A 21385-nucleotide genomic window follows, 5' to 3' on the forward strand; every position below is an offset into this window, starting at 1 on the left:
GCGTCAGTCCCAGCGGTTGCCGGTGAGTTTCTCGTACACCTCGACGTAGCGGGCCCGGGTCGCCTCGATCACCTCGGCCGGCACCTCCGGCGCGGGCGGCTGCTTGTCCCAGCCGCTGGACGTGGCCCAGTCCCGCACGTACTGCTTGTCGTAGGAGAACTGCGCGCGGCCCGGCTGGTACGACTCGGCCGGCCAGAACCGGGACGAGTCGGAGGTGAGCACCTCGTCGCCGAGGACCAGCGTGCCGTCCGCCGCCCAGCCCAGCTCCAGCTTCGTGTCGGCAATCAGGATGCCCCGCTCGGCGGCGATCTCCGCGCCGCGCCGGTAGACGTCGATGGTGATCTGCCGCAGCCGCTCCGCGACCTCCGGGCCGACCTTGTCCACCACCTGCTCGTACGTGATCGGCTCGTCGTGCTCGCCCTTCGGCGCCTTCGTCGACGGCGTGAAGATCGGCTCGGGCAGGATCGACGCCTCGACCAGGCCGCGCGGCAGCGGCACCCCGGAGACCGAGCCGGTGCGCTGGTATTCCGCGAAGCCGCCGCCGGTCAGGTAGCCCCGGGCCACGCACTCGACCGGCACCATGTCCAGCCGGCGGCAGCGGATCGCCCGGCCGGCGAACTCCGCCGGCACGTCCGTCGCCGAGATCAGGTGGTTCGGCACCAGGTCGGACAGCTGCTCGAACCACCACAGCGACAGCGCGGTGAGCAGGCGGCCCTTGTCCGGGATCGGGGTCGGCAGCACCACGTCGTAGATGGAGACGCGGTCGGTGGCGACCAGGATCAGGTCCTCGCCGTCGGCGTAGACGTCCCGGACCTTGCCCGAATGCAGAAGTTCCACGGCGCTAGTACACCATGACCGGCGAGGGCCGCCCGGCGCGCCCACCGGAGGTCCCGCCCGGCGTTGACACCCCGCCGTAGGGGCCGGTGAAATGATCCGTCCACCGACGTTCGGAGAGAGATCCGTGCCCGCTGCGCAGTCCGTACCCCGTCCCGGCCTGGACCGGCGACGGCTTCTCGGCGCGCTCGCCGGGCTGCCGCTGCTCGGCGGCGGGCTGCCGGCACTGGCCGGGTGCAGCCCGGAGGAGGCGGCCGTCGACGACGGCCCGGTCGAGCTGTCGGTGTTCTGGTGGGGCGGCGACCGGCGGGCGGCGGCCACCGAACAGGCGCTGCGCCTGTACTCGCAGCAGAACCCCCGGGTCAGCTTCCGGGTCACCTGGCAGGGGCTGAGCGGCTACTACGACCGGCTGGCCACCCAGGCCACCGGCGGCAACCCGCCGGACCTGTTCCAGATCGACGACACGCTGCTCGCCGAGTACGCCGGCCGGGACATCCTGCTCGACCTCAGCCAGTACGCCACCGACGGGCGGATCGACCTGCGCGAGGTGCCGGCGCAGCTGGCCCGCTACGGCCAGGTGGACGAGCGGACCGTGGGCGTGGCGGCCGCGCAGACCAGCGCGGCGCTGGTGTTCAACCGCGCGCTGTTGCGCCGGCTGGGCCAGCCCGAGCCGCGCACCGGGATGTCCTGGAAGGAATACGTCGCCTGGGCCGCCCGCGTGACCCGCGCCTCCGGCAACCGGGTGGCCGGCACCATGGACGCCTCCGGCGACTACCGGGCGCTCTGGCTGTGGCTGCGCGGCCAGGGCAGCGAGATGTACCGGGGGCGGCAGCTCGGTTTCAGCTCGGCCGAGCTGCTCGACTGGTTCGAGTTCTGGGAGGTGGCCCGCTTCGGCCGGGCCACTCCGAGCGCCGCGCTGGTCGAGCAGGCGGACAGCGGCGAGCTGGCCCGCCAGCTCGTGGTCACCGGGCACACAGCGGCCTCGTTCGCCTGGTCGCACCAGTTGCCGGAGCTGCAACGCCTGACCGACGACGAGCTGGCGGCGGTGGCCTTTCCGGGCACGCCCGCCGCCCAGTGGCCCCGGGCGTCGATGTACTGGGCCGGCTTCCAGGGCACCCGCCACCCGGAGGTGGTGGCGAACGTGATCGACTTCCTGACCACGAACGTGGCGGCCGGCCGGCTCCTCGGCGTGGAGCGCGGCCTCAACGCCAGCAAGCAGGTGCGCTCGTTCGTCGCCGGCGAGCTGACCGACCGGTCCGAGAAGCGCATGGCCGCGCTCGGCGCCGAACTGGACGGGCTGGCCGGTCCGTCACCCGCGCCGCCGCCCAAGGGACACGCCAAGGTCCGCACCCTGCTGATCGACGCGGCCGAGAGCATCCGCGGCAAGCGCTCCGGCGCCCGCACCGCCACCTCGCGCTTCATGGCCCAGGCCAACGCCGCCCTGGCGAGCTGACCCGCCCGCCGCGCCCGACCGACCGCCCTGCCCGGCGATCATGAGGTTGGCGGCGACAAATCGGACGCGGCGCACCGCCAACTTCATGATCAGCCGGGGCGGGCGGGCCCGGGGGTCAGCGCGGAGGGCGGTTGCGGCGTCCGCGTGTGAGCAGCAGCACCAGCAGCACGATGCCGCCGACCACCACGAGGCAGCAGAGCAGGCCGAGGAAGCCGAACCCGCCGCGACCGCGCCGGCGCGCCGCCTCCACCACGATCTCGCCGGTGCCCGACGACGCCCAGGCCGCGACCGGCACGAACACCGAGAGCACGACCGTACCGAGGACCGCGCCCAGGCGGCCCCACCACTTGTTCCATGCAGACATGCCCCCCATCCTCGCCGAGACCCGCAACCGGGGCACGGCGGATGAGGGCGGATGTCGCCGGACACGGCGAAGGACCCCGGAAAGAATTCCGAGGCCCTTCGTCACGAGTAGCGGGGACAGGATTTGAACCTGCGACCTCTGGGTTATGAGCCCAGCGAGCTACCGAGCTGCTCCACCCCGCGTCGGCTCGTAAAGCTTATCGCACTCCGATCCCGGAGATCAGCCGGGTCCCCGATCCTGCCGCCGGCCCGCGCGGACCGGCGGCAGGCGGAAACGGCGAAGGGCCCCGGAGAGAACTCCGGGGCCCTTCGTCACGAGTAGCGGGGACAGGATTTGAACCTGCGACCTCTGGGTTATGAGCCCAGCGAGCTACCGAGCTGCTCCACCCCGCGTCGGCTCGACAACCGTAGCGCACCGACCCGGGGAGGCGCAAAACGGGTACTCAGTCCAGCCACCGCCGGACCGCCTCGACCGCCCGGCGGCTGTCCGCGTCGAACTGGGCGCGCTCGGTCGAGGTGCTCTCCCAGCCCTGCTCCCACAGCAGCGACACCACGTCACCGACGCGGACCGCCCGAATCAGGTGCACCTCGTCGCCGCCGCTCGGATCGCCGTTCGCGTCCCGGTACGGCGTCCGCGTCTCGAACAGCACCGACTCGTCGCCGTACCCGCTGTCGGGCAGCAGACGCTGCCGCACCGTCACCGGCGGCGTACCCCGGGCGGGCTGCTCGGGGCAGGCCCGCACCGCCGCGCGCAGCTCGGCCAGCGCGGCGCCGGCGCCGCCGGACCGGTAGATCGTGATGCTGTGCCGGTAGTTGCCCGACGGCACCTCGTCGGCCGAGGCCCCGGCCCGGCGGTACGGCAGCGACCGGGCCCGCCGCGCCACCACCCGCTCGTCGCCGGGGCTCGCGCCGCAGAGCACCGGCAGCACCGGCCCCGGGCCGAAGTAGTTGCCGGTACCGGCGTCGTTCGCGGCCGGCAGCACGAAGAACGCCCGGTCCGGGATCGTGGTCGGGGTCGCCGCGGCCGGAGGCGTGGTGGTCACGGCCGGGCTGCGCGAGCCGGGGGTACGGCCGACGGACGGCGACGGCGGGGGCGGCGACGACGGCACGACCGAAGGCGCGACGGACGACGGCCGCGGGGTGGGCGTACCCGCGGGCGGTGGAGCCGGGTCGGGGCCCGGCCCGGCGGCGAGCACGAGCTGGCTGCCGGCCACCGTGCCCGCGACCAGCCCGGCGGCGGCCAGGACGGTCAGCGCGGCCCGGCGGCGGGCCCAGCGGTCGGCGCTGCGGCGCAGCCGGTCCGGCGCCGGCAGCACCCGCTCGTCCGTGTCGGCGGCGAGGGACCGGTAGTAGCGGTGCAGTTCAGGCGACATCGTTGACCTCCAGCTCCTCGGCGGCGACGCCGGGCAACAGCTCGGCCAGCCGGGCCCGTCCCCGGGACAGCCAGGACTTCACAGTGCCGGCGGGAACCCCGGCCTCCCGGGCGATCTCCTCCACCGGCAGGTCGAACAGGTAGTGCAGGGCGAGCGCCTGCCGGTGCCGGGGCGGAAGCTGCCGCAGCGCCCCGACCAGCAGCACGGTGTCCTCGCCCGGCGGCCCGACGTCGGGCGGCGGCCCGGTGCGGCTGGCCGCGAGGCGCCACCCGCGCAGCCGCCGGAACCGGTCGGCCGCCAGCCGGCTGATCACCAGCCGCAGCCACGCCTCCGGAGCGGGATGGGCGGCGAGCTTCGCCCACTGCCGCCAGGCCCGCGCGTACGCCTCCTGCACGAGGTCCTGGGCCTCGGCCGGGTCGCCGGCCACCGCGTATCCGTACCGGATGGCCCGCCCCGACGTGCTGCGGTAGAAGTCGTCGAAGCTGTTCGCGTCCCGCATGTGCCCTCCCTCCCCCACACGTCCACCTGCACTGTTGACGGCGCAGTGCGGTCCGGGGTTGCGGGCGGGGAGTCCGGAAGACGACACGAGCCCGGGTCCGGGTGACCGTTGCGGTCCCGGACCACGGGCTCGTGGTGTCGGCTCGGCGTCAGCCGCTCGGCGTGGGCGCGGGCGACGTGGGCGCCGGCGGTGAGGGGCTGCCCGACGGCGCCGGGTTGCCCGAGCCGCCGGCCGCGGACTGTGCCTGCTGGAACGCGCTCATCGCCTCGTCCAGCGCCTTCAGCGCGCGCCCGTACCGCTCGAAGTCGCCGGACGCCTGCGCGGCCTTGACCTCGCTGATCGCGGTCTGCACCCGGGCCGCCGCCTGGGCCAGTTCGCCGGTCGCCGGCGGGGTGTTGTTGTCACCCCCGGTCGGCGTCGGCGTCGGCGTCGGCGTCTCGTTGTCGTCGGTGCTCGGCGGCGGGTTGTTGTTCGGCGCCCGCTTGCCCTGTTCGACGAGCTGCTTGATGCCGTCGTTGAGGTTGTTGGCGAGCACCACGTACGAGCCGCCGTCACCGTAGGAGAGCAGCACCTTCTGCAGCAGCGGGTACGCGTCCTGGTTGCTGCTCTTCACGTAGACCGGCTCGACGTAGAGCATGCCGTCGGCGAACGGCAGCGAGAGCAGGTTGCCGTACTGCACCTGGGCCTGGTTCGAGGAGAGCAGGTTGAGCTGCTGCCGGATGTCGCCGTTGTTCGTCATCTGCTGGTGCACCTGCGTCGGCCCGGAGATCCGGGTCTGGTCCGGCAGCTCCAGCACCTCCAGTTGTGGCTTGCCGTCGACGTACGAGCCGGAGACCAGCGCGGCGAGGTTCTGCCGCCCGTTCGGGGTGACCGCGGAGGTCAGCTGGAAGCGTGGCCCCTCCTGCCCGGGGAACTGGGTGAAGAGGTAGTACGGCGGCTGCTTCTGCCCGCTGTCCGGCGCGTCCGGCACGTTCGGCACCTGCCAGAAGTCCTGGCCGGAGTAGAAGTCACCGGGGTCGGTGACGTGGAACTTGGTGAGCAGGTTGCGCTGCACCTTGAACATGTCCGCCGGGTAGCGGAAGTGCTCGGCCAGCTCGGCCGGGATGTCGCCCTTGGGCAGCACCAGGTCACCGCCGAACGCCTTGTTCCACGCCTTGAGGACCGGGTCGGTGTCGTCGTACGAGTAGAGCTTGACCGTGCCGTCGTAGGCGTCGACAGTCGCCTTCACCGAGTTGCGGATGTAGTTGACGTTCTCCCGGGCGAGCTGGAACGTGCCCCGGCCGGTCAGCTCGTCGGCGGTCTCCGCCTGGAGGTTGACCCGCTCGGCGTACGGGTAGGTCGCCGCCGTGGTGTAGCCGTCGATGATCCACAGGACCCGGCCGTTCACGACCGCCGGGTACGGGTCGCCGTCGAGCGTGAGGAACGGGGCGACCTTCTCCACCCGGTCACGCGGGTTGCGCACGTAGAGCAGCTTCGAGTTCTCGTTGACCGCCTCGGAGAGCAGGAAGTTCGGCTCCTGCTCCTTGATCGAGTAGAGCAGGCGGCGCGGGAACGAACCGATCTTGACGCCACCCTCGCCGCTGTAGGTGTAGTACTGCTCGCCACCGGTGGAGGTGGGCCGGTCGAACTCGACGTTGCGGTCGCCGTTCTGGCCGACGATCGCGTAGTCCCCGGGCTCCATCCGCTCGCCGTAGTAGATCCGCGGCTGCTGGGCCGGGATCTCCTCGGCCGGCGAGGAACACGCCTCCTGCGCCTTCTCACCCAGGAAGCCGGAGACGAAGTACGGCTGACCGCCGCAGACCACCTGGTTCGCCGGGGCGGCCACCAGGCCGTACCCGTGGGTGTAGACGGTGTGGCGGTTGATCCAGTTGCTCTGCTGGTCGGTCAGCTCGCCGTAGTTGATCTCACGGACGCCGACCACGTAGTCGGAGGTCTTGTCCTTGACCGAGTACCTGTCGATGTCCAGCTTCGAGCCGAAGTCGTAGAAGCCACGTACCTGCTGGAGCTGGGTGTACGTCTCGGAGACCAGCTGCGGGTCGAGCAGCCGGATGTTCTGCACCACCGAGGTGTCGGTGGCCAGGCTGGCGGGTGGAACGAGGTTGCTCGCCGCGTACGGTGTGGTCTTCGTGCCTTCGAGGCCGAACGCGGTGCGGGTGGCCTTGATGCTGCGTTCGATGTACGGCGCTTCCTTGTCCCGGGCGCTCGGCTTGACCTCGAACGTCTGCACGGCCCACGGGTAGATGCCGCCGATCGCGACCGCGGAGACGCCGAGCAGGGCGAGCGAGATGCCCGGCCAGACCAGGTTCCGCATGACCGCGTTGGAGAACACGATGATCGCCAGCGCCACCAGGACGGAGATCCAGGCGAGGATCTCCTTCGCCGGCAGCAGCGCGTTGACGTCGGCGTAGCCGGCGCCGTAGAGCTTGGCGCTGTCGTTGTACTCCAACAGCATGGCCCGCCGGTCCAGCACGTACGCGACGGCCTTGAGCAGCACGAAGAACGCGACCAGCGAGCTGAGGTGGGCGCGGGCGGCGTTCGTCATCCGGTCGCCGACGCCCTGCAGCCGCACCCCGCCGAAGATGTAGTGCACGGCGAGCGCGCCGAGCAGGGACAGCACGACGGCGGTGAAGCCGACGCCGAGCAGGTAGCGCCAGAACGGGAGCTGGAAGACGTAGAAGCCGACGTCGATGCCGAACTCGGGGTCCTTCACGCCGAAGTCGCCGCCGTTGCGGAACAGCAGCCACTGGCTCCACCGGCTCTGCGCGGACAGGCCGGCGAACAGCCCGACGACGGCGGCGGCGAGCGCGATCCAGGTGCCGAGGCGAGGGCTCAGGAGCATCCGGTAGCGCTCCAGCGTGGCCTGCTCGGCCGAGTGCGGGCGCATCCGGGGTCGCAGCCGGTAGGCGAGCCAGAGGTTGCCGGCCACGATCAGCGCCATGCCGACGCCGACCACCAGGAACAGCAGCAGCCGGGTGGCGAGCACGCCGGTGAAGACCTGGGTGTAGCGGACCTCGTTGAACCAGAGCCAGTCCGTCCATGCGTTGACGCCCCAGCCGAGCAGGGTGAACAAGACGAACACCCCGATCAGGACACCGATGGTGACGCGTCCGCGTCGGCTCATCCTCGGCAAGGGACTGCTACGCATGACCACTGTTGGCTCCGCACGCTCGATGTGATCGGCTCCGACCAGGCACCAAGAGTACGGGGTCATCCTGAGCACGTCGGGTCAAGGTCACGTCACGATCGGCACAGCAGTCGTGGTCCCGGCCGGTTCAGCAGCGCGTCGGCTGCCCCCCGGTACGCAGCGCCTCGAGTGCCTTCAATGCCTCGTCCAGCGTGGCGACCTTCAGCATCGGCAGGCCCGGCTGCGGGTTGCGGACGGCCTCGGCGCAGTTGTCGGCGGGCACCAGGAACGCGTTCGCGCCGGCTTCCTTGGCGCCGACGAGCTTCTGCGCGATACCGCCGATCGGGCCGACGCGGCCCTCGTCGTCGATGGTGCCGGTACCGGCGATGATCTTGCCGCCGGTCAGGTCGGCCGGCTCCAGCTTGTCGATGATGCCGAGCGAGAACATCAGCCCGGCGCTCGGCCCGCCGATGTCCCCCAGGTCGATCTTGAGGGTGAACGGGTGCGGCTGCTGCTGGTCGATCTCCACGCCGATCCGCGGCCGGCCGTCCTGCTCCTGGCTGGTCACCGTGGCCGTGCCGGGGGTGTCGCCGCGGGTGTAGCCGATCCGCAGCGCGGTGCCGGCCGGCTTCGACCGGATCAGCTCGGTCAGCTTGGCCGCGCTCGTCACCGGCACCCCGTCGACCGAGGTGAGCACGTCGTCGGGGCGCAGCACGTCGGCCGACGGCCCGCCCGCCGTGACCGCCTTGACCAGCACCTTGATCGGGTAGCCCAGCTCACGCAGGGCCGCCGTCTCGGCGCTGGTCTGCGAGTTCTGGAAGTCCTCCGCGTTGCGCTTCTCGACCTCCTCCTGCGACTGCCCCGGCGGGTAGACCAGCTCGCGCGGCACCACCGCCTCGTCCGAGGAGAACCATCCGGCCAGCGCCGAACGGAGCCGCACCGTCGGCTGCACGCCGACCGTGGTGAGCCGGAGCTGACCGGCGGACGTCGACGTCGAGCGGCCGGTCACCTGGATGACCTCCTTGCCGTCCTCGCTGCCCAGCGTGTTCACCGTCGGACCCGGGCCGAGCACCACGTACGGCAGCGGCACGCTCAGCACACCGACGCTGAGCAGTGCGGTGAGCAGGGCACCGAGCAGGACGGTCACGCCGCGACGTCTCATGCGCCAGAGCGTACCGATCCGCGCCCCGCCGCCCGGCGCGGTGACCCGAGGACTTCGCCCTCAGCGCAACGCCGAGTGGCACGACCTGCGGCGGGGCGCGCGTACCGTAGACGTCGTGCCTGATATTCCGTTCGGTTTCGCGCTCCCGGGTGGTCAACCACCGGACCCCAACGATCCCGCGGCGATGCAGCAGTTCATGTCGCAGTTGCAGCACCTGCTCTCGGCGCCGGGCAGCGGGCCGGTCAACTGGGACCTGGCCCGGCAGGTAGCCGCCAGCCAGCTCGCCGCCGCCGGCGACCCGGCGGTGTCGCCGTTCGAACGCAACGCGGTCGAGGAGGCGCTGCGCATCGCCGACCTCTGGCTGGAGCCGGCGACCTCGTGGCCCTCCGGCATCCGCACCTCGGTCGCCTGGAACCGCAACGAGTGGATCTTCAAGACGCTCGACGTGTGGCGCAAGCTCTGCGACCCGGTCGCCAGCCGGATGGTCGGCGCGATGGGCGACCTGGTGCCGCCGGAGGCCCGCGCCCAGCTCGGCCCGATGCAGTCGATGGTCGCCACGCTCGGCGGCGCGCTCTTCGGCGGCCAGCTCGGCCAGGCGCTCGGCTCGCTCGCCGCCGAGGTGCTCTCCGCCGGCGACATCGGCCTGCCGCTCGGCCCCGCCGGCACCGCCGCGCTCGTCCCCGCCAACATCAAGGCGTACGGCGAGGGCCTGGAGCTGCCCGAGGACGAGGTACGCCTCTACGTGGCCCTGCGCGAGGCCGCCCACCAGCGGCTGTTCCAGCACGTGCCGTGGCTGCGCGGGCACGTGCTGACCGCGGTGGAGAACTACGCCGCGGGCATCCGGGTCAACCGGGAGGCGATCGAGGAGGCGATGGGCCGGGTCGACCCGACCGACCCGGAGTCGATGCAGGCGATCGCGCTGGAGGGCATCTTCACGCCCGAGGACACGCCCGCGCAGAAGGCGTCGCTGGCCCGGCTGGAGGCCGTACTCGCCCTGGTCGAGGGCTGGGTCTGCCACGTCGTCGACAGCGCCGCCGGTGACCGCCTCCCCAACGTCGTACGCCTCGGCGAGGCGTTCCGCCGCCGCCGCGCCGCGGGTGGCCCGGCCGAGCAGACGTTCGCCGCGCTCGTCGGTCTCGAACTGCGGCCCCGCCGGCTGCGCGAGGCCACTGTGCTGTGGGCGGCGCTGACCGAGCACCGCGGCATCGCCGGCCGGGACGCGATCTGGGGCCACCCGGACCTGCTGCCCTCCGACGACGACTTCGCCGCGCCGGAGGCGTTCGCCACGACCAGCACCGATCTCGACGACGAGCTGGCGAACTTCGACTTCTCCGCGCCGGGCGCCCCGGAGGAGAAGTCCCCCGGCGAGGACGACGACAAGCGCTGACGCAGTACACCCCCGGGCCCGCCCCGGCCCGGCCCGGCCCGTCGATCTTGGAGTTGTGGCGCCCAGGATGCCCGGGTAGCGACGTTTGTCAGGCACCACAACTCCAAGATCGGCGGAGTGGCCGGATGCGCGGAGTGGCCGGATGCGCGGCTAGGCAGTAGGGACAGGGGTCAGACGGGGCGGCCGGACAGCAGGGCCCGGGTGGCCTCCCAGCCCTCGACGGCCGGGTCGAGCGCGGCCAGGTCGGCGGGACCGCGCATCCGGCGCCAGCCGGCGGTGACCGCCACGTCCCCCGGGCTCGGCGCGGCCCGGCGCACCTCGGCCGGCGCGGTCGTGTCCAGGTCCAGCGCCGGCAACCACGCCGGTACGGGCAGTCGAGCAGCCACTCCCAGCAGCCCGGTTCCGCCTCCCTCGACCGGGGCCACCGCCACCGGCCGGGTGGTCAGCGGCCGCAGCAGCTTGCCGAGCGTCAGCCCCGGCACGTCCGGCGCGTCCGCCGCCACCACTGCCACCTGGTCGTAGCCCGCAGCGGCGAGCGTCGCGAACACCGCGTTCGGCGTCGGCTCCGGCACCTCGTACACCGGGGTGCCGGGCCAGACCACGGCGTCGGCCAGCCAGCGGTCCCGCGCGGCGACCGCGACGGCGGTCTCCACCTCGTTCAGCGTGGCCAGCAGGTCGACCACGTCCTCGGCGAGGGCGGTACGCCATCGCGCCGGCTCGATTCCGGGCGGCGTCCAGGTCACCGGGCCGAGCAACGCCACCACCACACGTCGGGACACCCGCCGACCTTAACCCCACCCCACACGCGATCATGAAGTTGACGGTGACGAAACGGACGGATCACCAGGTCAACCTCATGATCAACCGCGCACGGCCGGGGGCGCGGTCAGGGGATGGCGGCGGTGGCGGCCACGCCCTCCAGGTAGCCGCGCGCCCGCTCCGAGCGCGGGTACCGGGCGACCAGCGCCCAGAACTCGGCGTTGTGACTGGGCACGATGAGGTGCGTCAGCTCGTGCAGGAGGACGTAGTCGATCACCCAGTCGGGCATGTCCTGGATCCGGTGCGAGATCCGGATGGTGCGGTCGGCGGGGGTGCAGGAGCCCCAGCGGCCGTTCTGGTTGGTCACCCAGCGCACGCTCGCGGGCACGGCGGCCGAGCCGTACTCGGGAAGGTAACTGTCGATCAGGCGGCGGGCGCGGGCGAGCAGTTCGGCGTCCGAGCGGGCGAGCCGGCCCTCGCGGGCGGCGAGCCGGGCCAGCATCCGGTCGACCCACTCGCTCTCCTCGGCCCGGGAGAACTGGTCGGGGATCAGCACGACGACGCGCTCCCCGTCCCGGTACGCGGACACCGTGCGCCGCCGGCGCTGACTGCGCCGTACCTCGACGACGGGCTTCCGCGTCACGGCCATTACCGGCCCGCGCAGCCTCGGTTGACTGTCACGATGGAAAGCTAATGCGTACTGACCAGGACTCCGCAAGAGTCAACGCGACGACACGCGCCCGGAAAATGGCGGTTGATTGTCAGGAGTCCAGAAAAAATTCTTTGCGCTGGTAGATGACCATCACCAACCGACCCTCTGCAACGTTAAGTGATCTACGGTGAGTGACCGGCGTCAGGGGCACACGAAGGGGATCTGGGCGCTTTTACCCGGCGTGTCCGCGCGAAACTGACTTATCCGACGTAACTCGGCATGCACACTCTCGACGTCGACTAGCTCACAGAGTCGGCGTACAGCTGACATGGAACCGCCCAGACCTGGGTAGGGTCCGCCAACCACGGTCAGGTGACTGATCGCGGAGAACCCCCCGGCGCCGACGTCACGTTCGGCCGCAGGGAGACCGCCGGGACAACCTCCGGCGGACGAGACGAGGAGGCTACCGTGGCCGACCAGGCCCAGACCTACAACGGTTACTGCGTCAAGTGCAAGGAGAAGCGGGACTTCGAGGGGCACGTGGAGGTCTCGAAGACCGGCATGAACATGGCCAAGGGCAAGTGCCCGGTGTGCGGCACAACAGTGAACCGCATCCTGGGCAAGGCCAAGGTCTGACCGCTCCACGGGGAGGGCGGCCCTCGGCCGCCCTCCCCGTCGGGTAACCGACACAGTTACCCGCCAGTTGTGGAAAACCGGCGAGATCCTGTGGACAAGGCTGGCCACGGCTCGCCGCACCTGTGGACAACGAACGACGGAGCGCTTGGAGACGGTCACTATCGGTGCCGTGACCGATCCGACACCGCTCGTCCGTCCGATCCTGCTGCCCGGCCTGACCCGGCTCTGGCGCGACCGCCACACGCTCCAACTCGGTGAGCTGCCCGGCCGGGCGGTGCTGCTGGAGATGTCCTCGCCGGGCACGGCCCGCCTGCTCGACCTGCTCGACGGCACCCGCAGCGAACGCGCCGTGCTGGCCGAGGCCGGCGCCGCCCGGGTGCCGCCCGACGAGGCACGCGCGCTGCTCGACACGCTCCGCGACGCCGGCCTGGTGGTGCCCGCGCAGGCCCTGTTCCCCCGTGACCTCGCCGGCGCGGTCCGGACCCGGTTGGCAGCTGAGGCCGCCGCGCTGGCGCTTACCTGCCCCGACCTGCCCGGCACACCGGCCCGGCTGCTGCGCCGCCGCCGGTCCGCCCGGGTGCTGGTCACCGGCACGGGACGACTCGGCGCGGCGGTCGCCGTCGCGCTGGCCCAGGCCGGCGTCGGGCACGTCGTACCCGATCTGGCCGGCCCGGTCGGCGTCGGCGACCTGGTCGGGACCGGCCTGACCGCCGCGGAGCTGGGCCGGCCGCTGGGCCCGGCGGTACGCGCGGCGCTGGAGCGGTGCGCGCCGGGCACTGCCACGACCCCGATCCGGGCGGCCCGGCCGGACCTGGTGGTGCAGCTCGGCGTGGACCGGCCGGCCGAGCTGCTGGCCACCGGGTACGCCCGCCGACGCCAGCCCCACCTGCTGCTCGACCTGCGCGGCGGCGTACCCGTGATCGGCCCGCTGGTCCGCCCACCCGTCGGTCCGTGCCTGCGCTGCCTCGACCTGCACCGCGGCGACCGGGACCCGGACTGGCCGGCGCTCGCCGCCCAGCTCGCCGCCGACCGGGGCGAGCGGGCCTGCGCCGCCACCACCCGGCTCGCCGCCGCCGCGTTCGCCACGGCCGAGGCGCTGGCCCAGCTCGACGGCGGCCACCCGGAGACGCTCGGCGGCGCGGTGGAGGTCGCAGCCCCGGGCCGGGTGCGTCACCGACGGTGGCCGCCGCACCCCTCCTGTGGCTGCTGCCGGCGTCGCCCGATCCGGTCGGCCCCGGCCGCTCCCGGCCGCACGGCAGCAGCGAGGGCCCCGAGTCGGTAACAATGGCCGGGTGACCGACATCCCGCGCCGGGCCGTGTCCCGCACCGCCAAACTCGCCGCCCTGCCGCTCGGATTCGCCGGTCGAACCGTCCTCGGCATGGGCAAGCGGGTGACCGGGCTCGCGTCCGACGTCATCTCCGCCGAGATCCAGCAGCGCACCGCCGAGCAGCTGTTCAGCGTGCTCGGGCAGCTCAAGGGCGGGGCGATGAAGTTCGGCCAGGCCCTGTCGGTGTTCGAGGCGGCGCTGCCCGAGGAGGTGGCCGCACCCTACCGGCAGGCGCTCACCAAGCTCCAGGAGGCCGCCCCGCCGCTGCCGGCGGCGACAGTGCACAAGGTGCTCGCCGAGCAGCTCGGCCCGGACTGGCGCGACCGGTTCGTCGAGTTCAACGACACCCCGGCCGCGGCGGCCAGCATCGGCCAGGTGCACCGCGCCCTCTGGCGCGACCCCGGGTACGGCCCGAACGGCGGCCCGCAGCACCGGGACGTGGCCGTGAAGATCCAGTACCCGGGCGCAGGTGACGCCCTGCTCGCCGACCTCAAGCAGCTCTCCCGGCTCGGCGGCATGTTCCGGGCGATCCAGCCGGGGCTGGACGTGAAGCCGCTCCTGGCCGAGCTGCGCGAGCGCATCACCGAGGAGCTGGACTACGAGCTGGAGGCGGAGTCGCAGCGGGCGTTCGCCGCCGCGTACGCCGACGACCCGGACATCTTCATCCCGGAGGTGCTCGACGCCGCGCCCCGGGTGCTGATCACCGAGTGGGTGGAGGGCATCCCGCTGTCCCAGATCATCCGGGAGGGCACCGAGGAGCAGCGCGACGAGGCCGGCCGGCTGATGGCCGAGCTGCACCTGTCCGCGCCGGAGCGGGCCGGGTTGCTGCACGCCGACCCGCACCCGGGCAACTTCCGGCTGCTGCCGGACGGGCGGCTCGGCGTGATCGACTTCGGCGCGGTGGCCCGGATGCCGCAGGGCACGCCGGAGCCGATCGGCCGGATCGCGGCGCTCGCGCTGAACGGCGACGCCGACGCCGTGGTGGAGGGGCTGCGCGCCGAGGGCTTCGTCAGCCGCACCGAGTCGATCGACGCCCCGGCGGTGCTCGACTTCCTGCGTCCGATGCTGGAGCCGATCGCGGCCGACGAGTTCCGCTTCACCCGGGCCTGGCTGCGCGCCGAGGCGACCCGGCTGGCCAGTCCCCGCTCCCCCGCGTACCAGCTCAGCCGCCAGCTCAACCTGCCCCCGTCGTATCTGATGATCCATCGGGTCACGCTGGGTTCGATCGGCGTGCTCTGCCAGCTGGAGGCGAAGGCGTCCTACCGGTCGATCCTGGAACGCTGGCTGCCCGGCTTCGCGCCGGTGCCCTGAGCACCGGCTGGGCACGGAACACGCGAAGGGGCGGTGACCAGCAGGTCACCGCCCCTTCCTCACGCGATCGTTCTACAGGACGCCCAGGTCGCGTGCCGACTGGCTGCGACTCCGCATGGCGACGGTACGGGCGGAACGGGTTGCCTCAGTGCTCGTGGTGGTGCGACCGGCCTGAGGCCGGCGCATTCGGGCCCTGGACAACGCTTCGTGGAGTAGTTGCATCTCGAATCCGTTCGGCAGGTTCAGCATCAGAATTTCTCTCTCAGGTCGGCCGGTGGAGGGACACCGGCATCGGTCGGTCTTGGAACGTAGGTGTGTCAGGCTGCCAGCCGGACGGCGCTACGCGACTCGGACAGCCCGCTGGCCGCCAGTCGCGCCTCCGCCTCGACCCGGAGCTGCGCGTCGCGGGCGAGGTCCTCCTTGCGCGGACGGCCACGGGGCCGCTTGCGCGGGACGACCGCGCCACGCTCGAAGATCTCGCCGCCCCAGACGCCCCAGGGCTCGGCTCGCTCGACCGCCCCGGCCAGGCACTCGACGCGCAGCGGGCAGTCCCCGCAGAGCGACTTGGCCAGCTCGAGCTCGGCGGGCGAGTCGGAGAACCACAGGTCGGGGTCGAACTTCCGGCAGGGCAGGTTCGCCTCCACGTCGACGCTCACGTCGAGGGGGGCCAACGCCAGACTCATCCTCCGGTCACCTCTCTCTCACTTCGATCTCGTGGATCGCATTCCGACGTACTTCGGCGGGACAAAAAACTGAGGCCGCGGATCCCGGTATGCGGGTTCCGCGGCCTCGAGGTGAGCCGGCGTCTGATGGATCAGACCGGTCTACCTCGAGGTGGAACGCCGCGGACATCCGTGCGCTTCTTGGCGCCATCGATGCCCTTGCCCGCGAAGCCACTGGTCCCCTCGACTCCGGCGATCGGCGCAACGGTCAGGTTCAGCTCGGCCTGAACCTGGACCTGGTGCACCTGCGGAGCCGACGGTCGAGCGGCGAGGGCCACCCGGACAGCCGACAGCGGAGCGACGGCAGACGGCATCGCCGCGAGACGCTCATAGTTGAAGATCTTCACTGGTGCCACCTCCCTACTCTCCTCGTGCCGACCGTGGACTCATCCCCGTTGAGCAGCCAGAACAGCGCCGCTCGCGAGGTGTGTCATGAGGCTATTCCTCGCCCTCGGGCGAGGGCAAACGATTTACGGCTAGTTTTCAGAAGTTTTCTGTGAGCAGACCTCGTCCACCGTGGCGCCCGCCACCAGGGCGAGGACCGTATCACCGTAAAGCCCGACTTTTCGGGGCCCGATCCCGGCGATCGCCACCAGTTCCTCGGTGCGACCGGGCTTCCGTTCGGCCAGCGCGGTGAGCGTGGCGTCGGTGAAGACCACGTACGCCGGCACCTTCTGCGCTCCCGCGACCCGCTGCCGCCAATCGCGCAGCCGCTCGTACAGCTCCTCGTCGATGTCCGACGGGCAGGTCGGGCAGCGGCCCAGTTTGCGGTCCGCGCCGGCGAGCAGCGTCGCGCCGCAGATCCGGCACGAGACCACCTGCGGCCGGCGCCGCTCGGCCCGCCGCGCCGGTCCGCCGCCGCCGGCCCGCTCGCCGCCGCCGGAGCGGTCGAGCTGCGGCAGGAAGCGCGACGGCCGCCGGGCCCGCCCACCCGGCGAGCGCGCCGTGGCGTACGACAGCCAGAGCCACTCCCGGGCCCGGGTGATCCCGACGTAGAGCAGCCGCCGTTCCTCCTCGACCTGCTCCATGGTCTTCGCGTACGTGGTGGGCAGCGTGCCCTCGGCCAGCCCGACCAGGAACACCGCGTCCCACTCCAGCCCCTTCGCCGAGTGCAGCGACGCGAGCGTGACCCCCTCGACGGTGGGCACGTGCTGCTGGGCGGCCCGCCGGGCCAGTTCCTCGGTGAACCCGGTCAGCCCCGGCTCCGCCTCGGCGTCGGCGGCGTACTCCTCGGCGAGCTGGACCAGCGCGGCGAGCGCCTCCCACCGCTCGCGCGCGGCGCCGCCGGGCGGGGGCGCGTCGGGCGCCCAGCCGACCGCCGAGAGCCCTTCGACCACGGCGGCCGGCAGCGGCGTGTCGACGGACGCCGACCGGGTGGCGGCGCGCAGCGCGATCATCGCCTGGCGCACCTCGGGCCGTTCGAAGAACCGCTCCGCGCCCTGGAGCACATACGGCACGCCGGCCTCGGAGAGCGCCTTCTCGTACGCCTCGGACTGCGCGTTGGTGCGGAACAGCACAGCGATCTCCCGCGCCGGGGTGCCGCCCGCGACCAGCGCCCGGCAGCGGGCGGCGACCGCGTTCGCCTCGGCCGGCTCGTCGGTGAAGATCCGCAGTTCCGGCTCCGGACCGGGCCGGCGCTGGCCGTGCAGCTCCAGCCGCAGCCGCGCCTCGGTGCCCCGCGCCTGGGAGATCACCGCGTTGGCCAGCCCGACCACCTGCGGGGTGGAGCGGTAGTCGCGGACCAGCCGGACCACTGTCGCGCCCCGGTGCAGCCGGGGGAAGTCGACCAGGTACGACGAGGTCGCGCCGGTGAACGAGTAGATCGTCTGGCTGGCGTCGCCGACCACTGTCAGGTCGTCCCGGCCACCCAGCCACGCCTCCAGCAGCCGCTGCTGGAGCGGGTTGACGTCCTGGTACTCGTCGACCACGAAGTGCCGGTACTGGTTGCGCACCTGCTCGGCGACGTCCGGGTGCTCCTCGATGCCCCAGACCGCGGCGCGCAGCATGTCCTCGAAGTCGATCACCCCGTTGCCGCGCTTGAGCCGCTCGTACGCGTCGAACACGTCGGCCACCCGGGCCGGCTCGTACGGCGTCTCGCGCAGCGCCTTGGCCGCGGCGACGACGTATTCCCCGGGCTCGACCAGCGACGACTTGGCCCATTCGATCTCGGCGGCGAGGTCGCGCGCGGCGGCCCGGTCGGCGCGCAGCCCGACCTTGGCGGCGGCGAGCGTGACCACCCGCACCTTGCTGTCCAGCAGCTCCGGCATGGCCCGCCCGGCCAGCAGCCGGGGCGCGAAGTAGCGGACCTGCCGCAGCGCCGCCGCGTGGAACGTGCGCGCCTGCACCCCCTGCACGCCGAGCACGGTGAGGCGGCTGCGCATCTCGGCCGCGGCGCGGGCGGTGAACGTGACCGCCAGCACGTGCCGGCCGGCGATGTCGCCGGTCAGCGCCCGGTACGCGATCCGCGACGTCACCGCCCGCGTCTTGCCGGTGCCGGCGCCGGCCAGGATGCAGACCGGCCCGGCCGGGGCGGTCACCGCGGACCGCTGCTCCGGATCCAGCCCGGCCAGCACCCGTTCCGCACCTGAGTGAACGCCCACAGCAGGGAATCATCCCAGCATCGTGTGACGTTGCAGCGGTTAGCCTGGCCTGATCGGACCGGGCGCGAGCCACCCCTTGGAGGACCAGACCATGCTGACGATGTATTCCACCCCGTGGTGCGGCTACTGCCACCGGCTGAAGTCGCAGCTCGACCGGGAGGGCATCGCGTACGAGGTGGTCGACATCGAGCAGGACCCCGCGGCCGCGGACTTCGTGATGAGCGTCAACGGCGGCAACCAGACCGTCCCGACGCTGCGCTTCGCCGACGGCAGCGCCCTGACCAACCCCTCGATCAACCAGGTCAAGCAGCACCTGGCCGCGCTGCCCGGCTGATCTCCCGCGACACTGCGAGCGGCCGTACCCGACCTGGGGTACGGCCGCTCGCCGTCGTTCAGGAGCCGCCCCGACTGAGCACGCCGTCGTCGGCCGGCTTCCGGGGCCCCGGGATCCGCACCGGCCCGGCGACCGGCGCGCTCAGCCCGCGGCCCCGCCACAGGTAGAGACCGGCCGCCGTGGTGACCGCCCCGACCACTGCGAACAGCAGCCGGTAGTCGAACACCCCGACGAGCAGCGCGCCGGTGCCGATGGAGAGCGCCTGCGGACCGCTGACCAGGGCCTCCGACGCCGCGGTGACCCGGCCGAGCAGCCGCGGCGGCGTCCGCCGCTGGATCAGCGTGTTCAACCCCACCATGGTCAGCGGCAGCGACAGGCCGGCCAGCAGCAGCGCCACCACCCCGAGCCACAACCGGGGGTACGCGAGCGCCAGCGCGGCCGGTCCGAAGAACGTCACCCCGGCGGCCAGCGCCCCGACTTCGCCGTACCGGCGGACCACGGCGGCCGAGAACAGGCCGCCGACCAGGCCGCCGACGCCCTGCACCATGACCAGCACGCCGACGAACGCGGCCTCGCGGCGCAGACCCAGGTCGACGTACGCGAAGATCAGCGACTCGGTGAAGCCCATCACCAGCGAGCCGAGCCCGTACCCGAGCAGCGCCCGGCGCAGCGCCGGCTCGCCGGTCAGGTGGCGCAGCCCGGCGCTCAGCTCGGACGGCCCGCGGCGGCCGGACCGGGACGGTTCCCGCTCCTGCGCCCGCAGCCGGCCGACCACCGCCGCGGCCACCAGGAATCCGGTCATGGCCAGGACGGCGAGCAGCCAGCCGCCGACGGCGGCGTAGACGCCCGCGCCGGCGAGCGGCCCGATCAGCCGCAGGCCCTGCCGGACCGTCTGCAGCAGTCCGTTCGCGTCGGCCAGCGACTCGGCCGGAACCAGATGCCGGATCAGTCCGTTGAGCACGGCGGCGAGGGTGATGTACGACAGTCCGTAGAACGCCGCGACCACGTAGATCACCCAGACGTCGGAGCGGTCCCGGACCGTGAGCAGCGGACCGAGCAGCGCCGCGGCGACCAGGTTGGCGGCGATGAAGAAGGGTTTCCGGCGGTAGCGGTCGACCACCCAGCCGACGAGCGGGGCGAGGGCCATCGGTGCGATGACCGCGAAGATGGTCGCCCCCGCCATGCTGTCCGACCCGGTCAGATCCTTGACCCAGACGGCCAGGGCGAGCAGCAGCACCGACTCCGCCGCCATGCTCGCCACCACTGCGGCGAAGAGGAGACGGAAGTCGGGGCGGCGCAGGACGGTGCGCATCGGGTTGCCTCCGGCAGGGGTGCGCCACCAGGGGCGCGTCGGGGGTGGGCGCTGGTGAAGACACCCTCCACAGTCCTCTTTTTGTCTCGTGACACGCCCGTGCCGGAACCTCCGACGCCGGTCGCGACGTCCATACTGACCGTGGGGGGCGAATTTCATACAGTTACCGTCGCGTCCTGCGACGGTCGACGGGAAAGAGGACGCCGTGCCTCCTGCCGTACCAGGCCCGATTCTGCGCCGCCGTCGACTCGGCATCGAGCTGCGCCGGCTCCGCGAACAGGCCGGTCTGACCGGTGACCAGGTCATCGAGCGGATCGGCTGGGCCTCCGCATCCAAGTTGTCCCGCCTGGAGAACGGCCGCAGCCGGCCCGACCCGGACGACGTGGACGTGCTGTTGACGCTCTACGGCGCCGACGAGGAGCAGCGCGCGGAGCTGACCGGCATCACCCACGAGGCCGGCGACATGCGCGGCTGGCTGCGCAACTTCCCGGTGATGACCCAGCAGCAGCGCGCCTTCGCCGAGCTGGAGGCCGGCTGCGCGGAGATCTCCGAGTACAACCCGGTGCTGGTCCCGGGGCTGCTGCAGACGCCGGGGTACGCCCGGCACCGGATCATGTCGGCCGCGCAGGTCGCCGCCCAGGCCGGCGACCAGGAGCACGAGGACCCGGAGACCGAGGTACGCGCGCGGCAGGCCCGCCAGTCGCTGCTGACCCGCTCCCCCGACGTGCCCCGGTACACGGCCGTGCTGGAGGAGGCCGCCCTCGGCCGGCGGGCCGGCCCGCCGGAGGTGCTGCACGACCAGCTCGTCCACCTGTGCGAGATGGCCCTGCTCCCGAACGTGACGTTGCTGCTGCTGTTGCGGGACACCCGGGTCGGCGACTGGTACCTTCCGCCGACCGCGTTCTCGGTCTACCGGTTCGCCGATCCGCTCGATCCGGAGACATTGGCCATCGAAGGTGGGTTCACCGACGTCATGTCGACCGAGGTGAACACCCTAAATCGCTATAAAGTGGTGTTCGAGTGGCTATGCTCGTCGGCACTCTCCGCATCGGACACCCTCTCCTGGTTGATCGAGGCGACAGGACGGCTGACCGGCACGGCAGTCGAGTCCACGGCGGTGTACGGGCCGGCAACGGCGCCGACCCAGCGCCGCCGGGACTCGGGGCGCCTCACCACGGAGCGGTGATCCGGTAGGACACCGTCCGCGCTCCGGCGTCGCTCGGTCCCATCGGAGCACCTCACCAGGAGCAAGCACCATGAACAAGATCCGTACCAGCACGACCGCCCTCTCGGGACAGCTCGTGGGCGCCGCCTGGCGCAAGAGCACCCGCAGCCAGACCTCCAACTGCGTGGAGGTCGCGCCGCTCGGCACCGGGCCGGCGACCATGGCGCTGCGGGACAGCAAGGACCCGAGCGGGCCGGTCCTGCTGTTCGACCGGGCCGGCTGGCTCGGCTTCCTCGCCGGAGCGAAGAACGGTCAGTTCGATCTGGACTGATCCGGCGAACGTTCGGGGCCGTCGGCGTCACGCCGGCGGC

20 protein-coding genes and 2 tRNA genes are annotated in these 21385 nt (G+C 72.4%); 8 read left to right on the top strand and 14 right to left on the bottom strand.

Annotation, left to right across the window (positions count from 1 at the left end; genetic code table 11):
* Positions 1 to 3: 3 nt before the first annotated feature.
* Positions 4 to 837 (bottom strand): phosphoribosylaminoimidazolesuccinocarboxamide synthase, encoded by an 834-nt coding sequence (locus PVK74_RS16590; protein WP_274476748.1) that lies wholly within the window; start codon positions 835 to 837, stop codon positions 4 to 6.
* Positions 838 to 961: 124 nt separating this feature from the next.
* Here PVK74_RS16590 and PVK74_RS16595 point away from each other — a divergent pair, with 124 nt between their 5' ends.
* Complete coding sequence (locus tag PVK74_RS16595) at positions 962 to 2287, top strand: ABC transporter substrate-binding protein (RefSeq protein ID WP_187693624.1); 1326 nt, start codon at positions 962 to 964, stop codon at positions 2285 to 2287.
* 115 nt (positions 2288 to 2402) lie between these two features.
* Here PVK74_RS16595 and PVK74_RS16600 read toward each other — a convergent pair whose 3' ends face one another.
* From PVK74_RS16600 to PVK74_RS16630, 7 genes are all read right to left on the bottom strand, one after another.
* Positions 2403 to 2651 carry a hypothetical protein gene (locus PVK74_RS16600; protein ID WP_043328474.1) on the bottom strand — a complete coding sequence of 83 codons (249 nt, stop codon included), beginning with the start codon at positions 2649 to 2651 and terminating at the stop codon, positions 2403 to 2405.
* Positions 2652 to 2759: 108 nt separating this feature from the next.
* Positions 2760 to 2833 (bottom strand) — tRNA-Met (locus tag PVK74_RS16605).
* A gap of 136 nt (positions 2834 to 2969) precedes the next feature.
* Positions 2970 to 3043 (bottom strand) — tRNA-Met (locus PVK74_RS16610).
* Between the two features lie 50 nt (positions 3044 to 3093).
* Complete coding sequence (locus tag PVK74_RS16615) at positions 3094 to 4023, bottom strand: hypothetical protein (RefSeq protein WP_064447895.1); 930 nt, start codon at positions 4021 to 4023, stop codon at positions 3094 to 3096.
* Positions 4013 to 4522: an RNA polymerase sigma factor gene (locus PVK74_RS16620; protein WP_043328470.1), complete on the bottom strand. Its 510-nt coding sequence runs from the start codon at positions 4520 to 4522 to the stop codon at positions 4013 to 4015. Before PVK74_RS16620 ends, PVK74_RS16615 begins: the two co-directional genes overlap by 11 nt.
* 148 nt (positions 4523 to 4670) lie before the next feature.
* Positions 4671 to 7667, bottom strand: coding sequence for a UPF0182 family membrane protein (locus tag PVK74_RS16625; RefSeq protein ID WP_205798147.1), 2997 nt, complete (start codon positions 7665 to 7667; stop codon positions 4671 to 4673).
* A 127-nt stretch (positions 7668 to 7794) separates the two neighbouring features.
* The gene (locus PVK74_RS16630) at positions 7795 to 8808 is read right to left on the bottom strand and encodes a YlbL family protein (protein WP_176722737.1); all 1014 of its coding nucleotides are present in this window, start codon (positions 8806 to 8808) and stop codon (positions 7795 to 7797) included.
* 115 nt (positions 8809 to 8923) lie between these two features.
* Between PVK74_RS16630 and PVK74_RS16635 the strand changes: the two genes are divergently transcribed.
* A complete protein-coding gene (locus tag PVK74_RS16635) occupies positions 8924 to 10195 on the top strand; it encodes a zinc-dependent metalloprotease (protein ID WP_274476750.1) in 1272 nt (423 codons plus the stop codon).
* A gap of 170 nt (positions 10196 to 10365) precedes the next feature.
* Here the strand turns inward: PVK74_RS16635 and PVK74_RS16640 are convergent, their stop codons facing one another.
* Positions 10366 to 10974, bottom strand: a complete 609-nt coding sequence (locus PVK74_RS16640; protein WP_274476751.1) for a glycosyltransferase family protein — start codon at positions 10972 to 10974, stop codon at positions 10366 to 10368.
* 107 nt (positions 10975 to 11081) lie between these two features.
* On the bottom strand, positions 11082 to 11603 hold the full coding sequence (locus tag PVK74_RS16645; protein WP_043328464.1) for a M48 metallopeptidase family protein: 522 nt from the start codon (positions 11601 to 11603) through the stop codon (positions 11082 to 11084).
* A 471-nt stretch (positions 11604 to 12074) separates the two neighbouring features.
* Between PVK74_RS16645 and PVK74_RS16650 the strand changes: the two genes are divergently transcribed.
* The 3 genes from PVK74_RS16650 (at position 12075) to PVK74_RS16660 (ending at position 14881) form a co-directional block, all read left to right on the top strand.
* Entirely contained in the window at positions 12075 to 12242 is a 168-nt protein-coding gene (locus tag PVK74_RS16650; RefSeq protein WP_007464795.1) for a DUF5679 domain-containing protein, read from the top strand.
* Between the two features lie 169 nt (positions 12243 to 12411).
* Positions 12412 to 13524, top strand: a complete 1113-nt coding sequence (locus tag PVK74_RS16655; RefSeq protein ID WP_140946507.1) for a TOMM precursor leader peptide-binding protein — start codon at positions 12412 to 12414, stop codon at positions 13522 to 13524.
* Positions 13525 to 13534: 10 nt separating this feature from the next.
* Complete coding sequence (locus PVK74_RS16660; protein WP_030503671.1) at positions 13535 to 14881, top strand: ABC1 kinase family protein; 1347 nt, start codon at positions 13535 to 13537, stop codon at positions 14879 to 14881.
* Between the two features lie 317 nt (positions 14882 to 15198).
* Here the strand turns inward: PVK74_RS16660 and PVK74_RS16665 are convergent, their stop codons facing one another.
* The 3 genes from PVK74_RS16665 to PVK74_RS16675 form a co-directional block, all read right to left on the bottom strand.
* Positions 15199 to 15564, bottom strand: coding sequence for a WhiB family transcriptional regulator (locus PVK74_RS16665; RefSeq protein ID WP_030503670.1), 366 nt, complete (start codon positions 15562 to 15564; stop codon positions 15199 to 15201).
* Between the two features lie 131 nt (positions 15565 to 15695).
* Complete coding sequence (locus PVK74_RS16670) at positions 15696 to 15950, bottom strand: hypothetical protein (RefSeq protein ID WP_082931090.1); 255 nt, start codon at positions 15948 to 15950, stop codon at positions 15696 to 15698.
* Between the two features lie 129 nt (positions 15951 to 16079).
* Positions 16080 to 18203, bottom strand: coding sequence for an ATP-dependent DNA helicase UvrD2 (locus tag PVK74_RS16675; protein ID WP_043328460.1), 2124 nt, complete (start codon positions 18201 to 18203; stop codon positions 16080 to 16082).
* A 91-nt stretch (positions 18204 to 18294) separates the two neighbouring features.
* On the opposite strand from PVK74_RS16675, the gene PVK74_RS16680 reads away from it, so the two are divergent.
* Positions 18295 to 18537: a mycoredoxin gene (locus PVK74_RS16680; RefSeq protein ID WP_043328458.1), complete on the top strand. Its 243-nt coding sequence runs from the start codon at positions 18295 to 18297 to the stop codon at positions 18535 to 18537.
* Between the two features lie 58 nt (positions 18538 to 18595).
* Here PVK74_RS16680 and PVK74_RS16685 read toward each other — a convergent pair whose 3' ends face one another.
* Positions 18596 to 19849 (bottom strand): MFS transporter, encoded by a 1254-nt coding sequence (locus PVK74_RS16685; protein ID WP_274476752.1) that lies wholly within the window; start codon positions 19847 to 19849, stop codon positions 18596 to 18598.
* A gap of 205 nt (positions 19850 to 20054) precedes the next feature.
* Between PVK74_RS16685 and PVK74_RS16690 the strand changes: the two genes are divergently transcribed.
* The gene (locus PVK74_RS16690) at positions 20055 to 21035 is read left to right on the top strand and encodes a helix-turn-helix domain-containing protein (RefSeq protein WP_030503665.1); all 981 of its coding nucleotides are present in this window, start codon (positions 20055 to 20057) and stop codon (positions 21033 to 21035) included.
* 70 nt (positions 21036 to 21105) lie between these two features.
* Positions 21106 to 21345: a DUF397 domain-containing protein gene (locus PVK74_RS16695; RefSeq protein ID WP_069087338.1), complete on the top strand. Its 240-nt coding sequence runs from the start codon at positions 21106 to 21108 to the stop codon at positions 21343 to 21345.
* Positions 21346 to 21385 lie beyond the last annotated feature (40 nt).

The sequence above is a fragment of the Micromonospora chalcea genome (genome assembly GCF_028768405.1).
Classification (GTDB): Bacteria; Actinomycetota; Actinomycetes; order Mycobacteriales; family Micromonosporaceae; genus Micromonospora; species Micromonospora chalcea.